Origin of the sequence: Sphingomonas pokkalii (assembly GCF_003096275.1) — a bacterium.
Taxonomy (GTDB): Bacteria; Pseudomonadota; Alphaproteobacteria; order Sphingomonadales; family Sphingomonadaceae; genus Sphingomonas; species Sphingomonas pokkalii.
Genome location: NZ_QENQ01000001.1, coordinates 1,698,631 through 1,718,379 on the forward strand (window position 1 = coordinate 1,698,631; position 19,749 = coordinate 1,718,379).

Sequence of the window (19,749 nt, forward strand, 5' to 3'; positions counted from 1 at the left end):
CCCCGACCATAAACTCTCAGAAATCGACGACGAGCGCAGCCCGGCTGGTGGTATCGGTGCTCAATCGGCCGAGCGGCGGCGCGCTTTCATACTGGACGGTGTAGCTGAACTGCGCCGAAAGCGGGCCGATCAGGCGGGCGAGCAGCGCCGATTTGGTGGAAACGGTGCTGTTGTCCTTTTCCAGATAGGCCGATGCCGTCTGGGTGATCGTCATCCCGCGCGAGAGCTTCCAGCCGAGATCGAGCGATCCGCGGGCGGCGATGTTGTTTTCGGTCGGCGCGCCGATGAAGCGTGTGTACCGATAGGCCGGGCCGAGTTCGAGATCGAGCCGGATCGCCGAGGATTTGATCGCCGAATAGCCGGCACCGCTGGACAGTGAGATACGATCGCTGAAGCCGGAGAAGCGATCGCTTTCATATTGCGCGGCACCGTAGAGATAGGCGCGGCTGTCGAACTTCCAGTTCGGCTCATAGGCGAAGAGATAGCGCTCGCGCGTGGTGAGCCCCAGGCTTTCCTGATAATCGGCCTGTGCGCGCACCTTGTGGCGCCATTCGATGCCTTCGCGCTTCACCTCGGCAACGGCGGTCACGCCGATATTCTGCGAGTTGCCGGTAGTCACGTAGCCGCCAAGCTCGATATGGCCCTTCACAAGATCGAGGAAGGTGGCTTCGCGCAAGGCCTGTTGCGCGACTTCGCGGCGTTTGCTGCGCCAGTCGCTGGCGATGCGGGCGACCAGTGGAGCGCTCGCCGGATCGGCAACGCGCGCATATTTGACGATCACCGACACGTCCGCTTCGTTGCCGGTGCTCATCGCAGCATCGAGCATCGCCTTGATCGATGCCGGGATCGTGGGATCGTCGGTATTGGCGAGCAGCAGGGGGAGGGCGAGAAGCAGGGCGCGCATATCCTTGCCCTAGACAAAGATTTCCGGCGCAAAAAGGGCAGCGCGCCGCAACTGCGCACCGGATGAGCCGAGTTGTTGCGTCCGGACGGCGCAACCGTCCGCCGGGACAGCTTGCCGGGCAGCCCCCGTGCGCCGAGAGAAGTCGGCGCGGCGAAGGAGGCTGGGTGGATGGGGCAGCGTGTGGTGGTGCTTGGCGCCTCCGGGGGAATCGGTGCAGCGCTGGTGGCGCAGCTGGCTGCCGATCCGTCGGTCGAGCAAATCTATGCCGGCAGTCGGCGCGGGGCGGTCCAGGACCTGCCGGGGATCGTGCCGTTCGCGTTCGACCTTGCCGATGCGGCCAGTATCGCCGCAGCGGCGCAGCGCGTGGGGGAGGATGGCGCCCTCGACCTGGTGCTCGTCGCGACGGGGATGTTGCACCGGCCGGGCGGGCCGATGCCGGAAAAGAGCTACCGCGCGCTTGATGCGGCCGCGATGGCGGAGATGTTTCAGGTGAACACGATCGGCCCGGCGCTGATCGCTCGCCATTTCTTGCCGCTGCTGGCGCGCGATCGGCGTGCGGTCTTCGCAGCGCTTTCCGCCCGCGTCGGCTCCATCGCCGATAACCGGTTGGGCGGCTGGCACAGCTATCGCGCGTCCAAGGCGGCATTGAACATGCTGCTGGCCACCCTGGCGGTCGAACTGCGCCGAACGCATCCGCACGCGATCGTCGCGGGGCTGCACCCCGGCACCGTCAAAACCGACCTGTCCGCCCCCTTCCAGCGCGGGGTCCCCGCCGAACGGCTGTTCTCTAGCGAAACCAGCGCCCGTCAGCTGCGCCGCGTATTGGAGCGGCTGACTCCGGAGGATTCGGGTGGGTTCTTCGCCTGGGACGGCACCCGGATCCCCTACTAAAGGCCAAGCCTTTCGGCGACGAGCGCACGCAGCTTTACCCGTGCCCGCAGCCGCGCCGCGAGCAGCGCCATGCCGCTGACCTTGCGCTGCACGAACAAGGTGTCCGCGGGCGGGATATGCCAAATCGCGCGGTCCTCCACCATCGTCATGCCCTCGCCGCGAACCGCCTGGAGGAAACCGCGATCGGCGAAGTCGAAGTCCGCGGCCCGGTCCGTCTGCGCGAGGATCAGCCCGATCATCCGAGCGATCGCTTGGGGGTGACGGGCGAGGGCTGCCGGACTGAAGAACCCCAGATCCAGCGCCGCCGCGCGGACGCCGGCCCTGTCCGCATTAAGACCAGAACGCAAGAGAAGGCGGTATCCCACGGACAAGGATGGTGGAACCGGCATCGCGGCGCCGAAATCGAGCAGTACCAGCCGGCCCGTTTCGGGCTGATAGCGATAATTGGCGAAGTTGGGATCGGTCTGGATGAAGGCGAATTCGAACAGTTCGCGCAGCACCAGATCGATTAGTGCCGTCGTCACGCGATCGCGGATTTCCTGGGGCTCGGGCTCCAGCACTTCGATCGGCCGGGCCGCGATATAGTCCATCGCCAGGACATTCTCGGTCGAGAATTCCGCGATCGGACGCGGGACCAGATAGCGGTCGTCCCCGGCCAAGTGATCAGCGTAGCGCGTCATCATCGCCGCTTCGCGCCTATAATCGGCCTCGTCGTGCAACTGGCGCTTCGCCTCCGCGAGCAGCGGCGCGATATCGAGCCCCTTCGGCAACAGACCCGAAAGACGAAGCAGGGCCGCGACATTGTCCACATCCGCATCGATGCTCTGGCGGACGCCGGGATATTGCACCTTGATCGCCACCGTCCGGCCGTCCGGCAGGCGGGCCCGGTGGACCTGGCCGATCGATGCCGCCGCGATCGGCTGGGCTTCGAACAGCGCGAAGCGCCGCCGCCAGTCGCCGCCCCATTCGCGCGCGAGCACCTGCTGGAGCTGGGCCGGGGGCATGTGATGCGCACGGTCGCGCAGCCGGGCCAGGATCTGCGTCAGCTCCTCCGGCAGCACGTCCCCCGCATCGAGCGAGATCATCTGGCCGAGCTTCATCGCGGCACCGCGAAGCTGCGAAAGCTGCTCCGCCGCGCGTGCGGCATTGCCGGGCGTCAGCACCAGATCGCGCAATTGCGGTCGCTCGCCTGCGACGATCCGCTTCGCACCTTCCGCGAGCACATTGCCGGCGACGCTGCCTGCCAACCGCCCCATCACGCCAAGGCGCGAAAGCCGGCTCTTGGGTACCGCGCGCGCGCGCGGTTCGCCCGTTCGATCATCGGCCATGTCGATTTCCTTCCCGCAGCCATCGCTGCAATCTTGGCCGAACGCGTAGGAAGCCACGATAGAGCCGTTCGAGCAGCCAGAGCATCCCCGGCAGTCGGGCCGCGAGCCCGAGTGGCCGCAAAAGGGGGATCGCGCGCCACATGGCCGCGAACGCCGCAGCACCACTGTGGAACCGCCCCTGCGCATCGCTGACATGGAAGCGGGCGAGGAGGTCGCGGCGATCGATCGGGCAACGGCTCCGCTCGTCCCCGACATCGACGAAGCGCAATCGGTGCCGCGTGTCGAGACGGCGCATCAACGCAATCTCGCGCGTGCAGAGCGGACACCCACCATCATACCAGACCGTGAGCACATTCTGATCTGCCATCGGCACGCAATCCTCAACAACGGGCCCGCAAAGCCCGGCTCAGGCAGCGGCTGCGGCGGTACCGATCATCGCGCCGAGCCGATGGCCGGACAGCCAGGCAAGCTCCACGCGTGGCCCTTGCAGCCAATCGCCGCACGCGCCGAGCCGCAACTGTTCGTTCCACAAGGCACCGGTATCCGTGCCCGGAGTCATCGCAAAGCGCCAGCGGTGGGTGGCAATGTAGCGGATCGACGGCAAGGGGCCTTCCGCGTGCGAGAGCAACGCCTGGAGCAGTGCCTCGCCCACCGCATCGCCGGCATCTTCCAGATGCAGGGCCGACCACGAACCATGCGCCTGCACCACCCAGGCTTCGCTCCCATCACGACCGGGCTTGGCACCATCCCGCGCCGCCCAGCCGATAATGCCCTGTTGACGGATGCAATCCGCCGCCACCGGCAGGCGATCGTCAAAAGCGATCATCGCCGTCCAGCATGGCTGGGATCGCGCTGCCATGGCATGGGCGGCCATGCGAAGATCATGTGCGCCGAGAAAGGCAGCAGCCTGTTCCGCCGGCAGCGCCACGATCGCCGCATCATATGGTCCGTGCTCGCTTTCCTGCAGGCGCACGCGCCACCCCTGCGCGCTCCTGGAAAGCGCCATGGCATGATGCCCGAAATGCACATGATGGGCCGAGGCCATATGCCGGACCGGGGCATTCATCGCCGGCGTTCCCACCCAGGCATCTTCGCCTGCGGCATGCCAGGGGCTGGCGACGCCGAGCGCGTGCCAGGCGCTGACCTGCCGTCGAAACCGTTCATCCCGCACCGTGAAATACTGCGCGCCGTGATCGAACTGCAATTTATCGCCGTCGAGCTCGACGCGGCGGGTGGACATGCGCCCACCCGGACCGCGCGCCTTGTCGAACAAGGTCACCTGATGGCCCGCGGAGTGCAGTGCATCCGCGCAGGCCAGACCGGCGACGCCGGCACCAAGGATCACGATGTCCATCGCCGCGCGCTCGCTCAGTAACCCATGAGGGAGAGTATCTCCGCGCGACTGCTCTTGTCGTCCAGGAAGCAGCCGCGCAGGCGGCTGGTGACCATGCCGACGCCCGGCGTCTTCACGCCACGTCCGGTCATGCAACCATGTTGCGCCTCGATCACCACGGCCACGCCGGCCGGCTGGAGATGATCCCAGATTGCCTGAGCCACTTCCGCCGTCAGTCGTTCCTGGATCTGCAGGCGCCGTGCATAGCCGTGCAGCACCCGCGCCAGCTTCGATATGCCGACCACCCGGTTCTTCGGCAGATAGGCGATCGATGCCTTGCCGGTGATCGGGGCCAAATGGTGCTCGCAATGCGAGTGGAACGGAATGTCCTTCAGCAAGACGATCTCGTCATAGCCCGCCACTTCTTCAAAGGTACGGGCCAGGTGCGCACCCGGATCCTCTTCATATCCCTGGCAATATTCCAGCCAGGCTTTGGCATAGCGCCGCGGCGTATCGCGTAGCCCCTCGCGCTCCGGATTTTCGCCGACCCAGCGTAGCAACGTTCGCACGGCTTCCTGCACCTCGTCCGGCACCAATTCGGCGCCTTGATCAAGTTCGGCCCCTTCTAAATCGTTGCAGAAGAAGTTCATTGGGCCTACCTTTTGTTACACCGGCGGTTGTCTGGGAAGCCGGCATCGAGCGTCCTCCTGATGAGGAACCGGGCGGAAACCCGGAACATGGACAAAAGGGTATGCGCGTTTGCGCTACCCTATAGATGCAGAAGGCGGAGCAATGCCCCTTACGGATATGATCGCAGGCAGCGCCGTTGCCGCGGTGCTCAGTGACCCGAGGCTACCGGACAATCCCATTATCGACTGCAATGAGGCCTTCATTGCGCTAACCGGCTATCGTCGGGAGGAAATCATCGGCCGGAACTGCCGGTTCCTTTCCGGCGACAAGACCGAACCCTGGCTGAGCGATGCCTTGAGCGCGGGCGTGCGGGAGAAGCGCCCGGTCATGGTCGAGATCCTGAACTACAAGAAGAACGGGACCCCGTTCCGCAACGCCGTGCTGGTCGCACCGATTTTCGGCGAGGACGGCGAACTCGAATACTTCCTCGGTTCGCAGATGGAAGTGGAGGGGCCGGCCGAGGGTACAGCCCATCGCGCGACCATCGCGCGCGACAAGATCGACGGGCTTTCGCCGCGCCAGCGCGCCGTGCTGATCGCCATGGCGGCCGGGAAGCTCAACAAGCAGATCGCCTATGACCTCGGCCTGACGGAACGGACCATCAAGATGCACCGGGCGGCGATGTTCCGGGCACTTGGCGTGCGCACTGCGGCTGATGCCGTGCGGATGGCGATCGAAGCCGGCTATTGAACCGCGCGCCGCGTGCCGATGGGGGCACGCAAACGAAAAAGGGCGCCTCCCGCAGGACGCGCCCTTTCGTCTGCCGGTGGTACCGACTGCTGCGGGATCAGTTGCCGTTGCCCGCCGCCACGTCGTCGCCCGCGCTGTCGGTTGCGTTCCCGATCAGCGCATCGGCCTGCGCGTTGGCGGCGTTGTCCGCTTCGTCCTGATAGATCATGGCGTTGGCCTCAGGCGAATAGTTCGAGCTATCCGCCACATTGCTCTCGCCGGCGCCGCACGCTGCGAGCGGCATCAGCGCGACTGCCGCGGCCATCAGGCGAAGCTTCGTCATCGGGGTGCTCCCATCTCTTCAATCGTTTCGCTTGCGGCCCAATCGGCCATCCAGCGAGATGCATGGGCTGTGCCAGCCAACCCGTCAATTGGAAATGTGTTCGCGCCGGGCGTTATTGCCATGATTTCGCCCCATTTCGGCGGGGGCGGGCGCCCGGTGCAGGAACGCAGATCTCGTCTCGAAGGGCGCGGGCATGGGGGACCCGCGCCTCCCGACGATCAGTGCTCGGCGCTGACCGGCCCGATATCTTCCGGCGCGTTCGCGGTGATGGCGAGCATCGCCGCCCAGGCGGCGACATTCTGCCGCAATTGCTCGGGGTCGATCTTGTCGAGCGTATCGTCGGGCGTGTGGTGCAGATCGAAATAGCGGATCCCGGACTGCGCCATGCCGATCGTGCCGACGCCGCCGCGGAGGATCGGTTCGACATCGGTGCCGCCATGTGCGGCTTCGCGGCCGCGTTCGATACCGATCGGGTAGAGCGCGGTTTCCAGCCGGTCCGCGATGCCCTTGGCGCCGGACGGAAGGTTGGTTTCGAACTTCCATACGCGATCGGCGCCGAAATCCGATTCCATCGCCAGCACATGCCGCTCGCCGGCATGGGCCTTGGCATAGGCCTCGCCGCCGAAGCCGCCGACTTCCTCCGCACCGAACCAGACGACGCGTATCGTGCGCCGCGGCTGGCCGAGCTTGGCGGCATGGAGTGCCGCGGCAGTGGTGATCGCGACGCCGGCACCGTCATCGATCGCGCCGGTGCCGAGGTCCCAGCTGTCGAGATGGCCGCCCACGACGATAATGCCCGCGTTGGGATCGCTGCCGGGAATGTCGGCAATCACATTGCCTGACTCCGCTTCGCCCTTGAACTGGGGGGTGATGGCGAGACGCAGCTTCACCGGACCGCGCTTCACCAGTCTTACCAGCTGTTCGGCATCGGGAACGGAAAGCGCCGCCGCTGGGATCGGCGAGACGCCTTGGGCCCAGGTGGTGACGCCGGTGTGTGGATTACGGTGATGATCGGTGCCGATCGAACGGATCAGCACTGCCGCTGCGCCTTTGGTGGCAGCGATGCTCGGCCCGGCGCGGCGAACGGCGCCGTAATAGCCATATTGCGAGCCATCCTGGGTCGGCACCATCGCGTGATCGATGAAGGCGATCTTGCCCTTGAGGCTGCCGGTGGGCGCCGCCTGGAGATCGGCGAGGGAGGGGAAATAGGCGATCTCGGCTTCCAGCGGCTGCACGCCGGTGGAACCGGAATAGCCCAGTGCCGCGATGGCAAGCTTCTGGGCCGCGCTGCCCAGTACTTCGGCGGTCTCGGCGCCGCGCACCCACACCGGCATGCGATAGGTCTCGATATGCACGTTCTTGAAACCCAGCGCGGTCAGCGTCTTGACGGCCCATGCACGCGCACGCGCCTCCGCCTCGGTGGCGGCGAGGCGCTGGCCGACTTCGGTGGTGAGGCCTTCCACGACATTCCAGGCCACCTCATCCCGCATCGCGGCATCGCGCACGCTCGCCACCTGGGCGGCAGTCTGCGCGAGAGCGGGAAAGGGCAGGGCGAAGGCGGCAGCTGCCGCGAGCAGGAGGCGCTTGGTCATGCTGCAGATGCTAACCGGCAACCGGGCAATTGCAATGGGCGTCCGTGCAGCCGCCGCCGGGTGTCCGGAAAAGTCTAAGCCAGTCGTCACAAAATCTTCTGAAGGAACGGTTTCCGCAATTTTGGCCTGAATGATCGTTCTTAACGCGGCACCACCGGAGATGCACTAATCAGTATTTTTCCGGAAGGTCAAAAGCAGAATTTGGAAAGTCGAGCTACGCAAAGCATCTCTACAATAGCGCAAATGCATATTTTTGTAGGGAGGATGCCGATGAAAATCGCGCTCATGACTTCGATTGCGTGCCTCGTTTTCGCCGGACCCGCCTTCGCCGGGCCGGACGGTTCAACGCCCGTCGGCGGCGCTACACATGCAGATGCCGGCGACCAGCAGACGACGCCTGCCACCAAGCCGAACAAGGCAGTGTTCTCCACGGGGGTCGCCAAGGGCCGCGATCTGCTGGACAGCGCCATCTCGACCAGCGCGATCGGCGAAGACCGCATCGAGCAAATCGGTGCCCGCTCGCTCGGCGAAATATTGCGCACGGTTCCCGGCATCCGCGTCGAGGACGTGGGAAATGGCGGCTATGCCAATTACACGATCCGCGGCTTGCCGCTCGCGGGCACCGGCTCCAAATGGCTGCAATTCCAGGAAGACGGCTTGCCCGTCCTCGAATTCGGCGATCTGTCGAACTTGACGAACGACATGCTCGTCCGGCCGGACCTCAACCTCGCCCGAATCGAATCGATCCGCGGCGGGTCGGCGTCCACGTTCGCGTCCAACTCGCCGGGCGGTGTGATCAACTTCATCTCGAAGACCGGGGAGGAGGAAGGGGGCTCGATCCAGCTCAGCACCGGGCTGGTCGATTATGACATCACCCGCGGCGATTTCGAATATGGCGGTCGCCTTTCGAGCAACCTGCGCTTTCACATTGGCGGCTATTATCGCAGCGGCGCGGGAACGCGGGATCCAGGAGCCGGATCGTTCCACGGCGGTCAGGTCAAGCTGAACGTCACGCGTGAATTCGCCAACGGCTATGTCCGCGTCTATGCGAAGCTGCTGGACGATCGGCAGGCCTATTATACGCCGGGGCCGATGCGCGTCACCGGTAGCGATGCCGATCCTACCTATACGCCGATCGCCAATTTCGATCCGCGAGTGAACAACACCATCTCGAAGAACCTGCCGATAGTTTCGGGTGTGGGAATCGACCCCAAGGTCATCCGCAGCCCGCTTTCGCAAGCCTGGCGTGCCAAGTCTAAGTCTTTGGGTATGGAAGCGAAGTTCGACATCGCGTCTTGGACTTTCGTAAACCGGACGCGATACAGCGACATCTCCAACGCCATCGGTGGCTCCCAGCCCCTCATCGTCACGTCGGCCGGTGCGTTGGCCGCCATGTTCGGTGGGCCCGGTGCGACATTCTCCTATGCCAGCGGGCCCAATGCGGGCCAGGCGATCACCAATCCGGCGAGCCTGAACGGGAACGGGTTGGCGGCCTTTACCGCCTTCAACACGCTGGGCAGCCCGAAAGCCAACTATTTCGTCAACGACTTCCGTGGATCGCGGGTGTGGAAGATCGGCGGCGGCGATCTGACGGTGACGGGTGGCGTGTACAAGTCGCTCCAGAACTTCACGACCCTGCTCGCGATGGATACCGGCTATCAGGATTTCGCCGGACCCAATTCGGCGCTTCTCGACTTGCGCACGGCCGGCGGCACGAAACTGACCGACGGCGGCATTGCGGCATACAGCGTGTGGCCGCTGACGGCCGCGGGAAACCGCTATGCCGATGTCGATTACGACATCACCGCGCCCTATGGATCGGTTAACTTCCACACGGGGCGGCTGTCGATCGGCGGCAGCCTGCGCTACGACAGCGGCAAGGTGAAGGGGCAGCGCTACGGCATCGAACTCGGTGGCAACCGGACGCGCTGGCGCCCGTTCGACGTTAATGGCGACGGCGTGATCACGCCGCCGGAACAGGTGGCCGACGGTATCCAGGGCGACCAGCCCGGCCCGGTGGATTACGCCTACCATTTTTTCAGCTATTCGTTCGGCGTGAATTTCCGCATCTCGCAGAGTTTCGCGGCGTTCGCCCGCTACAGCAAGGGTGCCCGCGCCCTGGCCGACTCGATCTACTTCACGCCGACGATCAATGCGGTAACCGGCAAGCCGGCGAACAGCCGCGATACCTATAACCCGGTCCGCCAGGCGGAAGCGGGCGTGAAATATCGTACGGACGCGCTGACGTTGAACCTGACCGGCTTCGTCGCCAACACGGCGGAACAGAATTATCAGGTCAACGCCGATGCCAACGGCGTCCTCACGCTCGTGCCGTTCAACCGCAGCTATCGTGCCTATGGTGCGGAGTTCGAGGGCAGCTATCAGCACGGCCCCTTCAGCCTGAACGTGGGTGCGACCTACACCCATGCCGAAATCAAGAGCGACAGCACCAATGCGGCACTGGCCGGCAACGCGCCGCGCCACCAGCCGAAGCTGATCGTGCAGGCGATGCCGGTCGTGGATCTCGGTCCGGTCAGCTTCGGTTCGTCGGTGGTCTATACCGCCTCCAGCTATGCGCAGGACGTCAACAAGCTGAAGATGCCGGCATTCACCACGGTCAACGCATTTGTTGAATATCGTCCGGTCGACCGGATTACCCTGTCGGTCAACGGCAGCAACCTGTTCAACGCGCTGGGCGTGACCGAAGTTACGCAGGGTAGCATCCCTGCGGACGGCATCGTCAGCGCCCGCGTGATGAACGGGCGTACGGTTGCCGCGGCGGTGCGCTTCAACTTCTGACACCCTTCACAAAGAGCACCCCGGGGACGCCCCCGCCGGATCGATCCGGCGGGGGCGTCTTCGTTGTTGCGTGCGCCCCGCGTTGCCAAGCGGCGGCGGCATCGCTACATGCCCCAGGACTTTCCAGCATCCAGAATTTCGCAACGGAGATCCGCCACCGTGGCTGCGCAATACGCCTTCGTCATGAAGGACATGACCAAGACCTTCCCCGGCGCCCCCAAGCCGGTGCTGAGCAACATCAACCTGCAATTCTATCAGGGCGCGAAGATCGGCATCGTCGGCCCGAACGGCGCCGGCAAGTCGACGCTGATGAAGATCATGGCCGGCATCGACAAGGATTTCTCGGGCGAGGCGTGGCCGGGCGAGAACATCACCGTCGGCTATCTGCCGCAGGAACCGCAGCTCGATCCGACCAAGACCGTGCTCGAAAACGTCAAGGACGGCGCGCGCGAAGTCGCGGACATGGTCGATCGCTTCAACGCCATTTCGGCCGAGATGGGCGATCCCAAGGACGACACCGATTTCGACGCGCTGATGGAGGAGATGGGCGACCTTCAGGCCAAGATCGACGCGGTCGACGGCTGGAGCCTCGACAACCAGCTCGAAATCGCGATGGAGGCACTGCGCTGCCCGCCGTCCGACTGGTCGGTCGAAAACCTGTCGGGCGGTGAGAAGCGCCGCATCGCGCTCACCCGCCTGCTGATCCAGAAACCGTCGATCCTGCTGCTCGACGAACCGACCAACCACCTCGATGCCGAAAGCGTCAACTGGCTGGAAAACCACCTGAAGGAATATGCCGGCGCGGTGCTGATGATCACCCACGACCGCTATTTCCTCGACAATGTGGTGGGCTGGATCCTCGAGATCGACCGCGGCAAGTATTTCCCGTACGAGGGCAACTACTCGACCTATCTCGAAAAGAAGGCCAAGCGCCTCGAGCAGGAAGACCGCGAGGCGACCGGCCGCCAGAAGGCGATCAAGGACGAGCTGGAGTGGATCCGGCAGGGCGCGAAGGCCCGCCAGACCAAGTCCAAGGCGCGTATCAAGAAGTTCGAGGAACTGGTCGCCAGCCAGGAAAACCGCACGCCGGGCAAGGCCCAGATCGTCATCCAGGTGCCCGAGCGCCTGGGCGGCAAGGTGATCGAGGCAAAGAACATCTCCAAGGCGTACGGCGACAAGCTGCTGTTCGAGAATCTCTCGTTCATGCTGCCGCCGGGCGGCATCGTCGGTGTGATCGGGCCGAACGGCGCCGGCAAGTCGACGCTGTTCAAGATCATCACCGGCCAGGAAACCCCGGATACGGGCGAGATCGACATCGGCGCGACCGTGCGCCTCGGCTATGTCGACCAGAGCCGCGACCACCTCGACGACAGCAAGAATGTCTGGCAGGAAATCTCGGACGGCCTCGACTATATGAAGGTCAACGGCCACGACATGTCGACGCGCGCCTATGTCGGCGCGTTCAACTTCAAGGGCGCGGATCAGCAGAAGATCGTCGGCAAGCTTTCGGGCGGTGAACGCAACCGCGTCAACATCGCCAAGATGCTGAAGCGCGGCGGCAACGTGCTGCTGCTCGACGAACCGACCAACGACCTCGACGTGGAAACGCTGGGCGCGCTGGAAGAGGCGATCGAGAATTTCGCGGGCTGCGCCGTGGTGATCAGCCACGATCGCTTCTTCCTCGATCGTCTGGCCACCCACATCCTCGCCTTCGAAGGCAACAGCCATGTCGAATGGTTCGAAGGCAATTTCGAAGCCTATGAGGAAGACAAGCGCCGTCGCCTGGGTGATGCCGCCGATCGTCCCACCGCGCTGGCCTATAAGAAGCTGACGCGCTGACCGGAATCTCCCCTGCCTGCACCGCTAAGGGAGCAGGCGGGGGAATGCGGTCCACAACGCCGGCGCGAAGCCGAGCTAGACCTGCATGTCGCTGCGCGCGTTCAGGGCGGCGACGACGCCGGTATCGAGTTGCAGGTGGCGGCCCGCGCCGAACGCGAATGCGATGCTTGCCTGGCTGGCGTTGATCGCCCCGCTTATCCTATAGCGCAAAAAGGCGAGATTGGTCGAACTGCGTTCCAGCGCAGCATCGCCTGCAGTAAAAAAAGCCAGAGATTCAGGCGGTGAACCGCTTCGTAAAGCCTTTGTGCGATCGATCTTCTGGCACGGCGTCACTATCGACATGTTCCACCCGGGCGAGGGGCGGGCCTTCACGGCACGCTTCTACCAGATGACCAAGTGCTGCTTCGTCCCCGGATGCGACGATTTCGACGCGACCGTCCTTCAGATTGCGTACCCAGCCGGTCAGCCCGCTCCGCTGTGCGGTCCGCACGACCCAGTCGCGATAGCCGACACCCTGCACCCGTCCCGAAACAAGAATTCGCTGCTGCGCCATAGGCTCCCTTCACCCTTGCCCGATGATCCGGGCGCTTCCCATCTGTAGCAGTATGGGACGGATGGGCACCGGTGCAAGGGAACGGCCCGCCGCAACTTCGGCAGTTCCCGGCGCGTCAGGGATAGGTGATCGCGACCACTTCATATTCGCGCTCGCCGGCGGGTAGGGTCACGCGGCGCAGATCGCCGATCCGCGCACCGCGCAGCGCGCGGGCCAGCGGCGCATTCCAGCCGACCAGGCCCTTGCCGGCATCGGCCTCGTCGTCGCCGACCAGGGTGAGGACGCGCTGATGGTCGTCTTCATCGGCGATCGTCACTGTCGCGCCGAAGAAAACGCCGCTGCGATCTTCCTGACGAGTGGGATCGATCACTTTGGCCGCCTTCATCCGCTTGGCGAGGAAGCCCAGCCGGCGATCGATCTCGCGCAATCGCTTGCGGCCATAGATATAGTCGCCATTCTCCGAGCGGTCGCCATTGCCCGCCGCCCAGGCGATGGTATCGACCAGCTTGGGCCGTTCCTCGGCGAACAGCTGGTCATATTCGGCCTTGAGCGCAGCATAGCCTGCGGGCGTGATATAGTTCGGGCGATCGTTCATCAGGCCGTGCGCTATCAGCCCGGCCGGTTCTTGCCCAGATACCAGCTGAGGTTCGCCGGCCCGGGGCTGCGCGCATAGGACCGGTTCATCAGATCATAGACCACCGCATTCTCCAGCACGCGCTGGACATAGTTCTTGGTCTCGAAGATCGGAATCTGCTCGATCCAGCGCACGACATCGCCGCCCGGCAGGCGGGGATCGCCATAGGCCGCAATCCATTTGTTCACATTGCCGGGACCTGCATTATACGCCGCCACGGCGAGCGGATAGCTGCCGCCATAATAGGATAGCATCCGCTGGAAATAGCTGGAGCCGAGCTGGATGTTGTAATCGGTATCGGCGTTGAGCGCGCCGGCATCATATCCCATGCCGAGCTTGCCAGCGGTTTCGCGTGCCGTGCCCGGCATCAACTGCATCAGCCCACGCGCGCCGGCGCGGCTCACTGCGTCCTTGTTGAACTGGCTTTCCTGCCGGGCGATGGCGTGGATGATCGTCCAATAGTCGCGCTGCCCCTCGGGCACCTTCACCGAAGGATAGCCCGCCGCGCTATAGTCCGACAGCCCGTTCTGGAGCGCGCTGCGCCCGACCATCACGCCCAGGTCCGGGCGGCCAAGCGTACGGCTCAGCTCCGCTGCGAGCAAGTGGTCGTCGTCGGTGGTCGCTGCCTCCGCGATCTGGCGCAGGAACACGCTCTGGTCGCCGCGATTGCCCATCGAACCGAGCAATTGCGCCGCACGGACGATCTCGAGCCGGTAAAAGGCGTCGCGGGCGGTGGGCGTGGCGGTCTTGCCGCTCAGGTCGCGGGGCCCGCGCAAGGGCTGCCCCATCCGCTCGACGGCAAGCTGGCCATAGAATAGATCGGGGAAACCGCCGGCACGCGCGTAATAGCTTCGGGCCAGCGCCTGATTGCCCGCGGCCTCTGCGGCGCGGCCCGCCCAGTACAAGCCCTTGGACTGCGTCTGCGGCGTCTTCGACCCGCGACCATAGCGATCGAACATGCCGATCGCATCGCTCGGCCGACCGAGATTGTAGAGCGCGACCGTGCCCGCCAGCCAGGTTAGGCTGGTGTAATCGTCGCGAACGCCAAGCGAGAGGTCGCTGATATCGATGCCTGCGGGCAGGGCATCATCGACCTGGGAGGCGATGCGGAACGCCAGGTCGTACTGGCCGTCCGTCGCCGCCCCGCGCGCGGCGGACAGCAGGACTTCGTAGAATTTTTCGGCATCGCCCGGATAGCCGGAAAGCCGCCGCGGCTGGGCGAGATAGGCGCGCATCGCCGGAGACTGGCCCGTTTCCCGCAGCCAGCGCGCGCGATCAGCGATGTAGCCGGGATCGCTTTGCCCCAGCGTGCCGGCCAACGCCGCCTTTGCCGTGACATCGGCGCTGTTGGTTCGAAAGGCGATCCGCGCCTCGAACAACGGGCGGCGGGCAGGGGAGGTGTAGGGCAGTTGCCGTATCGCGATGCTCGTTGCGCCTTGCCAGAGCAGCATGTCCTCGCGCGCGTCATGATCGGCGGGCAGCAAGGCCGAACCGAAGCCGGCGAGCAGGCGGCTTTCGTCGCCGACCCGCAGGATGCCGGCGCGCCAGGCGCGGCGGGCCTGATCCTCCGCCTCGGCGCGACGGCCGCTGGCGGCGAGCGCTTCGGCATAACGAAGCCGGCCCGCAGGAGTGATCGGGGGAAAGCGCGTGAAGAACCGGATGGCGAGGTCGGGATAGCTGGCGCCGCTATCCAGAATGGTCTCCGCAGCAGCGCGCCGGCTCTTCTCGCCGGGCCAGCCGGGATGGGCGAGAAGGAAGTTGGCATAATCCGAAAACGGATAGTTGTCGGATTGCTGGAGCCGCTTCCATTCGACGAGCGCCGTTCCCACCGGATCATATTGGGCCTGCGCCTGGGGCATGAGCCCGCCTGTCAGCGCCGCCAGCGTCGCAGGCGGCACCTGCGAGGAGGCGACCAGTCCCGAAATCCCGGCGAACAACAACGCGCCTTTGATTACCGTACCGACCATGCTGGACATGATAGGACATCGCGCCGTATCTGCCACCCCGTTTCTACCGAAAAAGAGGATGATTCCGCGCGATGTTTTCAGGATCGATCCCCGCGCTGGTGACGCCGTTCCGCAACGGCGCGTTCGCGGAGGAGGATTTCCGCGCGCTCGTGGAATGGCAGATCGGCGAAGGCTCCGCCGCGCTGGTGCCCTGCGGCACCACCGGCGAGGCCGCGACCATGCCCAAGGACGAGCATTTCCACATCGTGCGGGTATGTGCCGATCAGGCGAAAGGCCGGGTGAAGATCCTCGCCGGGGCGGGCTCGAACGACACCAAGGTGGCGATCGACAATGTCCAGGCAGCCAAGGACGCAGGCGCCGACGCCGCGCTGATGGTGCCGCCTTATTACAACCGTCCGAGCCAGGAAGGCATTTTCCGCCACTTCGCGGCGGTGGCGGAAGCCAGCGACCTGCCGATCGTGCTGTACAATGTGCCCGGCCGCACGGTGACCGATATCCAGCCCGCGACCATGGCGCGGATCGTGAAGGCGTTTCCCGAGACCTTCGTCGGCGTGAAGGACGCGACCGGCAACCTGAGCCGCGTTTCCGAACAGCGCGCCGGCTGCGGCGCTGGTTTCGTTCAGCTGTCCGGCAATGACGAGACGGCGCTCGCCTTCAACGCGATGGGCGGGGTGGGCTGCATCTCGGTGACGGCGAACGTCGCACCGAAGCTTTGCGCGGCGTTTCAGGCGGCCTGGGCAGCCGGCGACACCGCAATGGCGCTGGCCCTGCACGACAAGCTCTATCCGCTCCATATCGCGATGTTCACCGATGCGTCGCCGGGGCCGGTGAAATACGCGGTGGGTCGCGTTCGTCCCGGCTTCCCGCAGGAATTGCGCCTGCCGATGACCGAGGCCGGCGAGGCGAGCCGCAAGGCCGTGGACGAGGCGCTGGCGGTCGCCGGCTTGCTTTGAGGTTTGCGCCGGAGCGCCAACAAACGGCTGGCGCTCCGGGCTCTGCATCCCTACATCCCACGGCCTTATGGCCCGTCCGCGTCCTACCCCCTTTGAGAAAGTGAAGACCGTTGCCGAGAACCGGCGCGCGCGCTTCGATTACTTCATCGAACAGACCTATGAAGCCGGTCTCGTGCTCACCGGCACGGAGGTAAAATCGCTACGGTTCGGCGAGGGTTCGATTGCCGAGGCCTATGCCGAGATCAAGGATGAGGCGGTGTGGCTGGTCAATGCCAACATCCCCGAATTCAGCCACGGCAACCGCTTCAACCATGAGCCCAAGCGCCCGCGTAAATTGCTTCTCAACGAGCGTGAGATAAACAAGCTGCACGGAGCGGTTGCACGCGAAGGCATGACGCTTGTGCCGCTATCCGTGTACTTCAACGGCAAGGGTCGCGCGAAGGTGGAGCTGGCGCTGGCGAAGGGCAAGAAGACGCATGACAAGCGCGAGACCATCAAGGAGCGGGATTGGAAGCGCGAACAGTCGCGCATCCTCAGGGACCGGGGCTGAGATGCCGCGTCATCGTGTGCGTCGCATGGTGAACAAGGCGATGCCGAGCCGCGATTCGATCGAGAACAACCGCTGGTTGCGCCCTGTGGCGAGCCGGGTGATGCATTCGTCGCTGTGGCGGTTTACCCGGCGATCGGTCCCGCGCGGCGTGGCACTGGGGATGGTGACCGGTATCCTGGTGCCGATGGGGCAGATTCCGGCCTCGGCGGTGCTCGCGCTGCCGCTGCGTGCCAATATCCCGGCCGCCGCCGCGACGACCTTCTTCACCAACCCGTTCACTACGCCACCGCTCTGGATCGCTGCATACTGGCTCGGCAGCTGGATGTTGGGGCCGGGCGGCGCGAAAGAGGTGGTGGAGGCAACGCCCGGTTGGGTCGACTGGCTGCTGCACGACGCAGGCCCAGCGACCGCCACCGGGTTGGTGACGATCACGGTCGCGCTGGCGGTGCTGGGTTATTTCGGCAGCGCGTTGTTATGGCGACTATGGATCGCCGGGAAATGGCGCCGCCGTAAGGCGGCGCGGGCGGAAGCATCGGCAACCCGATAACCCCGCCGCGGTGGCATTGACGATGCGTATTGATCGCCTAATACGGTGAAATAATCTTTCGCATGAGGTCTCACAATGCGTCTCTCTCTGCTCGCCACCACGATCCTTGCCGCGCCGGTCCTGCTGGCGGCTGCCGCACAAGGGCAGAACAGCGCGCCGCAACCGGCTGCACCGGCGAAGGCGAACAAGCCGGAAATCGGCACCTATGGCTTCGACACCGCCGGCATGGATCGCTCCGTCAAGCCGGGCGAAGATTTCTACGCCTATGCCAATGGCACATGGGCGAAGAACACGCCGATCCCGGCGGACAAATCCAACTATGGCGCGTTCAACGTGCTCGCCGACCTGTCGCGTCAGCGCACCCAGGCGATCCTCGATGAAGCCAAGGGCGATCCCGCTTCCAAGATCGGTCTAGCCTATGGTACCTATCTCGACACCGCGGCGATCGAGGCCAAGGGGCTGACACCGATCAAGCCCTGGATCGATCAGATCAAGGCGGTGCAGGCAGCGTCGGGGCTTCCAGCGCTCTATGCGCAGGCATCGCGCAACGGCGTGCAGGTGCCGTTCGGTGCCTATGTCGGCCAGGACGACAAGGAACCCGAAGTCTATGCGCTGAGCATGTACCAGAGCGGGCTGGGGATGCCGGACCGCGACTATTATCTGTCCACCGATGCCAAGCTGGCGGAAACGCGGGCAGCCTATGTCAAGCACTTGACCAACCTGCTCACGCTGGCCGGCGAGCCGGACGCGGCAGCCCGCGCGGCGGCGATCGTCGCATTCGAAACAGAAGTGGCACGGGTCAGTTGGACGCGCGCCGACAGTCGTGACGCCAACAAGACGTATAACAAGCGCACGCTGGCGCAGCTCGCCCAGGAAGCGCCGGGATTCGATTTCGCGACCTTCTTCAAGGGCATCGGCGCACCAGTCGACAGCGTGATCGTTGCGCAGCCGAGCGCGGTCGCCGGTATCGCCAAGCTGGTTCAGTCGACGCCGATCGGCGTGCTGCGCGATCAGTTGATCGTGCGCTCGCTCTCTACCTTCTCGGACGTGCTGCCGAGCGCGATCGACAAGGAAGTCTTCGCCTTTGACGGAACCGTCCTGTCCGGTACGCCGGAGCAGGAAGCGCGCTGGAAGCGGGCAGTCGATTTTACCACCGGCGCGCTCTCGGACGAAGTGAGCAAGATCTATGTCGCCCGCTATTTCCCGCCGGCGACCAAAGCGGCGGCCGACACGCTGGTGAAGAACGTCATCGCCGCGATGGACGCGCGGATCGACAAGCTCGACTGGATGTCGCCCGAAACCAAGGTGAAGGCACATGAGAAGCTCGCCGCCTTCACCCCCAAGATCGGCTATCCCGATCGCTGGCGCGACTATTCCTCGCTGCGGATCGTTGCCGGCGATGCCTTTGGCAACGCGCTGCGTTCCAACCAGTGGCAGCATGACGAGAATGTCGGCCATCTCGGCAAGCCGCTCCAGCGCTGGGAATGGGGCATGACGCCCATGGAAGTGAACGCCTATGCCAATTTCGGCATGGTCGAAATCGTGTTCCCGGCCGCGATCCTCCAGCCGCCCTTCTTCGATCCCAATGCCGATCCGGCGGTGAACTATGGCGGGATCGGCGCGGTGATCGGCCATGAGCTGAGCCACCATTTCGACGACCAGGGTGCGAAGTACAACAAGGAAGGCAGGCTGACCGATTGGTGGACGCCCGCCGATGTTGCTGCGTTCAAGGCGCGTACCGATGCGCTGGCGGCACAATATGATGCTTATACGCCGCTGCCCGGGATGCATGTGAACGGCCGCCTGACGCTCGGCGAGAACACCGCGGACCTGGCCGGCCTGTCGGTGGCCCATGACGCCTATGTGAAGTCGCTGGGCGGCAAGCCGGCGCCGGTGATCGGCGGCACGACGGGCGATCAGCGCTTTTATCTCGGCTGGGCACAGGTCTGGCGCCGCAACTATCGCGAAGCCAATCTGCGGCAGCGGTTGCTGACCGATCCGCACTCGCCGTCGGAACAGCGCGCCTGGGTCGTTCGCAATCTCGATCCCTGGTACGGTGCCTTCAAGCCCGGGGCGACCGACAAGCTGTTCCTCGCACCGGCGAAGCGGGTTCGCATCTGGTGAGCCAGCCGATCTCCTGCGGGCTCGGTCCCGCAG

The 19,749-nt window shown here is 64.8% G+C and carries 19 protein-coding genes; 8 read left to right on the top strand and 11 right to left on the bottom strand.

All coding sequences use genetic code 11. The features are described 5' to 3' along the window. Window positions 1-16: 16 nt before the first annotated feature. Window positions 17-904, bottom strand: coding sequence for a DUF481 domain-containing protein (locus DD559_RS07700; RefSeq protein WP_116468664.1), 888 nt, complete (start codon window positions 902-904; stop codon window positions 17-19). Between the two features lie 168 nt (window positions 905-1,072). Between DD559_RS07700 and DD559_RS07705 the strand changes: the two genes are divergently transcribed. Next, window positions 1,073-1,795, top strand: a complete 723-nt coding sequence (locus DD559_RS07705) for an SDR family NAD(P)-dependent oxidoreductase (protein WP_116468665.1) — start codon at window positions 1,073-1,075, stop codon at window positions 1,793-1,795. Here the strand turns inward: DD559_RS07705 and DD559_RS07710 are convergent. Genes DD559_RS07710 through folE form a run of 4 tightly spaced genes read right to left on the bottom strand, consistent with a single transcriptional unit; the run spans window position 1,792 to window position 5,106 of the window. Continuing rightward, a complete protein-coding gene (locus DD559_RS07710) occupies window positions 1,792-3,123 on the bottom strand; it encodes an ABC1 kinase family protein (protein ID WP_116468666.1) in 1,332 nt (443 codons plus the stop codon). The genes DD559_RS07705 and DD559_RS07710 overlap by 4 nt on opposite strands. After that, window positions 3,113-3,490 carry a thiol-disulfide oxidoreductase DCC family protein gene (locus DD559_RS07715; RefSeq protein WP_116468667.1) on the bottom strand — a complete coding sequence of 126 codons (378 nt, stop codon included), beginning with the start codon at window positions 3,488-3,490 and terminating at the stop codon, window positions 3,113-3,115. Before DD559_RS07715 ends, DD559_RS07710 begins: the two co-directional genes overlap by 11 nt. Window positions 3,491-3,529: 39 nt before the next feature. Further along, window positions 3,530-4,477 carry an NAD(P)/FAD-dependent oxidoreductase gene (locus tag DD559_RS07720; RefSeq protein ID WP_116468668.1) on the bottom strand — a complete coding sequence of 316 codons (948 nt, stop codon included), beginning with the start codon at window positions 4,475-4,477 and terminating at the stop codon, window positions 3,530-3,532. A 14-nt stretch (window positions 4,478-4,491) separates the two neighbouring features. Continuing rightward, window positions 4,492-5,106, bottom strand: a complete 615-nt coding sequence (folE, locus tag DD559_RS07725; RefSeq protein ID WP_116468669.1) for a GTP cyclohydrolase I FolE — start codon at window positions 5,104-5,106, stop codon at window positions 4,492-4,494. Between the two features lie 142 nt (window positions 5,107-5,248). On the opposite strand from folE, the gene DD559_RS07730 reads away from it, so the two are divergent. Continuing rightward, window positions 5,249-5,836: a helix-turn-helix domain-containing protein gene (locus tag DD559_RS07730; protein WP_206364474.1), complete on the top strand. Its 588-nt coding sequence runs from the start codon at window positions 5,249-5,251 to the stop codon at window positions 5,834-5,836. 97 nt (window positions 5,837-5,933) lie between these two features. Here the strand turns inward: DD559_RS07730 and DD559_RS07735 are convergent, their stop codons facing one another. Both DD559_RS07735 and DD559_RS07740 read right to left on the bottom strand, forming a co-directional pair. Then, window positions 5,934-6,158, bottom strand: a complete 225-nt coding sequence (locus DD559_RS07735; protein WP_116468670.1) for a hypothetical protein — start codon at window positions 6,156-6,158, stop codon at window positions 5,934-5,936. A gap of 218 nt (window positions 6,159-6,376) precedes the next feature. Further along, window positions 6,377-7,750, bottom strand: a complete 1,374-nt coding sequence (locus DD559_RS07740) for a M28 family peptidase (protein WP_116468671.1) — start codon at window positions 7,748-7,750, stop codon at window positions 6,377-6,379. A 270-nt stretch (window positions 7,751-8,020) separates the two neighbouring features. Between DD559_RS07740 and DD559_RS07745 the strand changes: the two genes are divergently transcribed. Together DD559_RS07745 and ettA are read left to right on the top strand one after the other, a co-directional pair. Beyond that, on the top strand, window positions 8,021-10,549 hold the full coding sequence (locus tag DD559_RS07745; protein ID WP_165831051.1) for a TonB-dependent receptor: 2,529 nt from the start codon (window positions 8,021-8,023) through the stop codon (window positions 10,547-10,549). 159 nt (window positions 10,550-10,708) lie between these two features. Further along, window positions 10,709-12,388, top strand: a complete 1,680-nt coding sequence (gene ettA / locus DD559_RS07750; protein ID WP_116468673.1) for an energy-dependent translational throttle protein EttA — start codon at window positions 10,709-10,711, stop codon at window positions 12,386-12,388. A gap of 75 nt (window positions 12,389-12,463) precedes the next feature. Here ettA and DD559_RS20270 read toward each other — a convergent pair whose 3' ends face one another. From DD559_RS20270 to DD559_RS07765, 4 genes are all read right to left on the bottom strand, one after another. Then, on the bottom strand, window positions 12,464-12,598 hold the full coding sequence (locus tag DD559_RS20270; protein ID WP_276308176.1) for a hypothetical protein: 135 nt from the start codon (window positions 12,596-12,598) through the stop codon (window positions 12,464-12,466). 64 nt (window positions 12,599-12,662) lie between these two features. Next, complete coding sequence (locus DD559_RS07755) at window positions 12,663-12,941, bottom strand: acylphosphatase (RefSeq protein WP_116468674.1); 279 nt, start codon at window positions 12,939-12,941, stop codon at window positions 12,663-12,665. 115 nt (window positions 12,942-13,056) lie between these two features. Further along, window positions 13,057-13,536, bottom strand: coding sequence for a transcription elongation factor GreB (gene greB / locus DD559_RS07760; RefSeq protein WP_116468675.1), 480 nt, complete (start codon window positions 13,534-13,536; stop codon window positions 13,057-13,059). A gap of 14 nt (window positions 13,537-13,550) precedes the next feature. Then, window positions 13,551-15,542, bottom strand: a complete 1,992-nt coding sequence (locus DD559_RS07765; protein WP_116468676.1) for a lytic transglycosylase domain-containing protein — start codon at window positions 15,540-15,542, stop codon at window positions 13,551-13,553. A gap of 71 nt (window positions 15,543-15,613) precedes the next feature. Here DD559_RS07765 and dapA point away from each other — a divergent pair, with 71 nt between their 5' ends. The 4 genes from dapA to DD559_RS07785 all read left to right on the top strand — a co-directional run bounded on the left by dapA (window position 15,614) and on the right by DD559_RS07785 (window position 19,716). Next, window positions 15,614-16,495: a 4-hydroxy-tetrahydrodipicolinate synthase gene (dapA, locus tag DD559_RS07770; protein ID WP_116468677.1), complete on the top strand. Its 882-nt coding sequence runs from the start codon at window positions 15,614-15,616 to the stop codon at window positions 16,493-16,495. Window positions 16,496-16,562: 67 nt separating this feature from the next. After that, the gene (smpB, locus tag DD559_RS07775; protein WP_116468678.1) at window positions 16,563-17,045 is read left to right on the top strand and encodes an SsrA-binding protein SmpB; all 483 of its coding nucleotides are present in this window, start codon (window positions 16,563-16,565) and stop codon (window positions 17,043-17,045) included. Between the two features lies 1 nt (window position 17,046). Next, window positions 17,047-17,592 (top strand): DUF2062 domain-containing protein, encoded by a 546-nt coding sequence (locus DD559_RS07780; RefSeq protein WP_116468679.1) that lies wholly within the window; start codon window positions 17,047-17,049, stop codon window positions 17,590-17,592. Between the two features lie 75 nt (window positions 17,593-17,667). After that, window positions 17,668-19,716: a M13 family metallopeptidase gene (locus DD559_RS07785; RefSeq protein WP_165831053.1), complete on the top strand. Its 2,049-nt coding sequence runs from the start codon at window positions 17,668-17,670 to the stop codon at window positions 19,714-19,716. Window positions 19,717-19,749 lie beyond the last annotated feature (33 nt).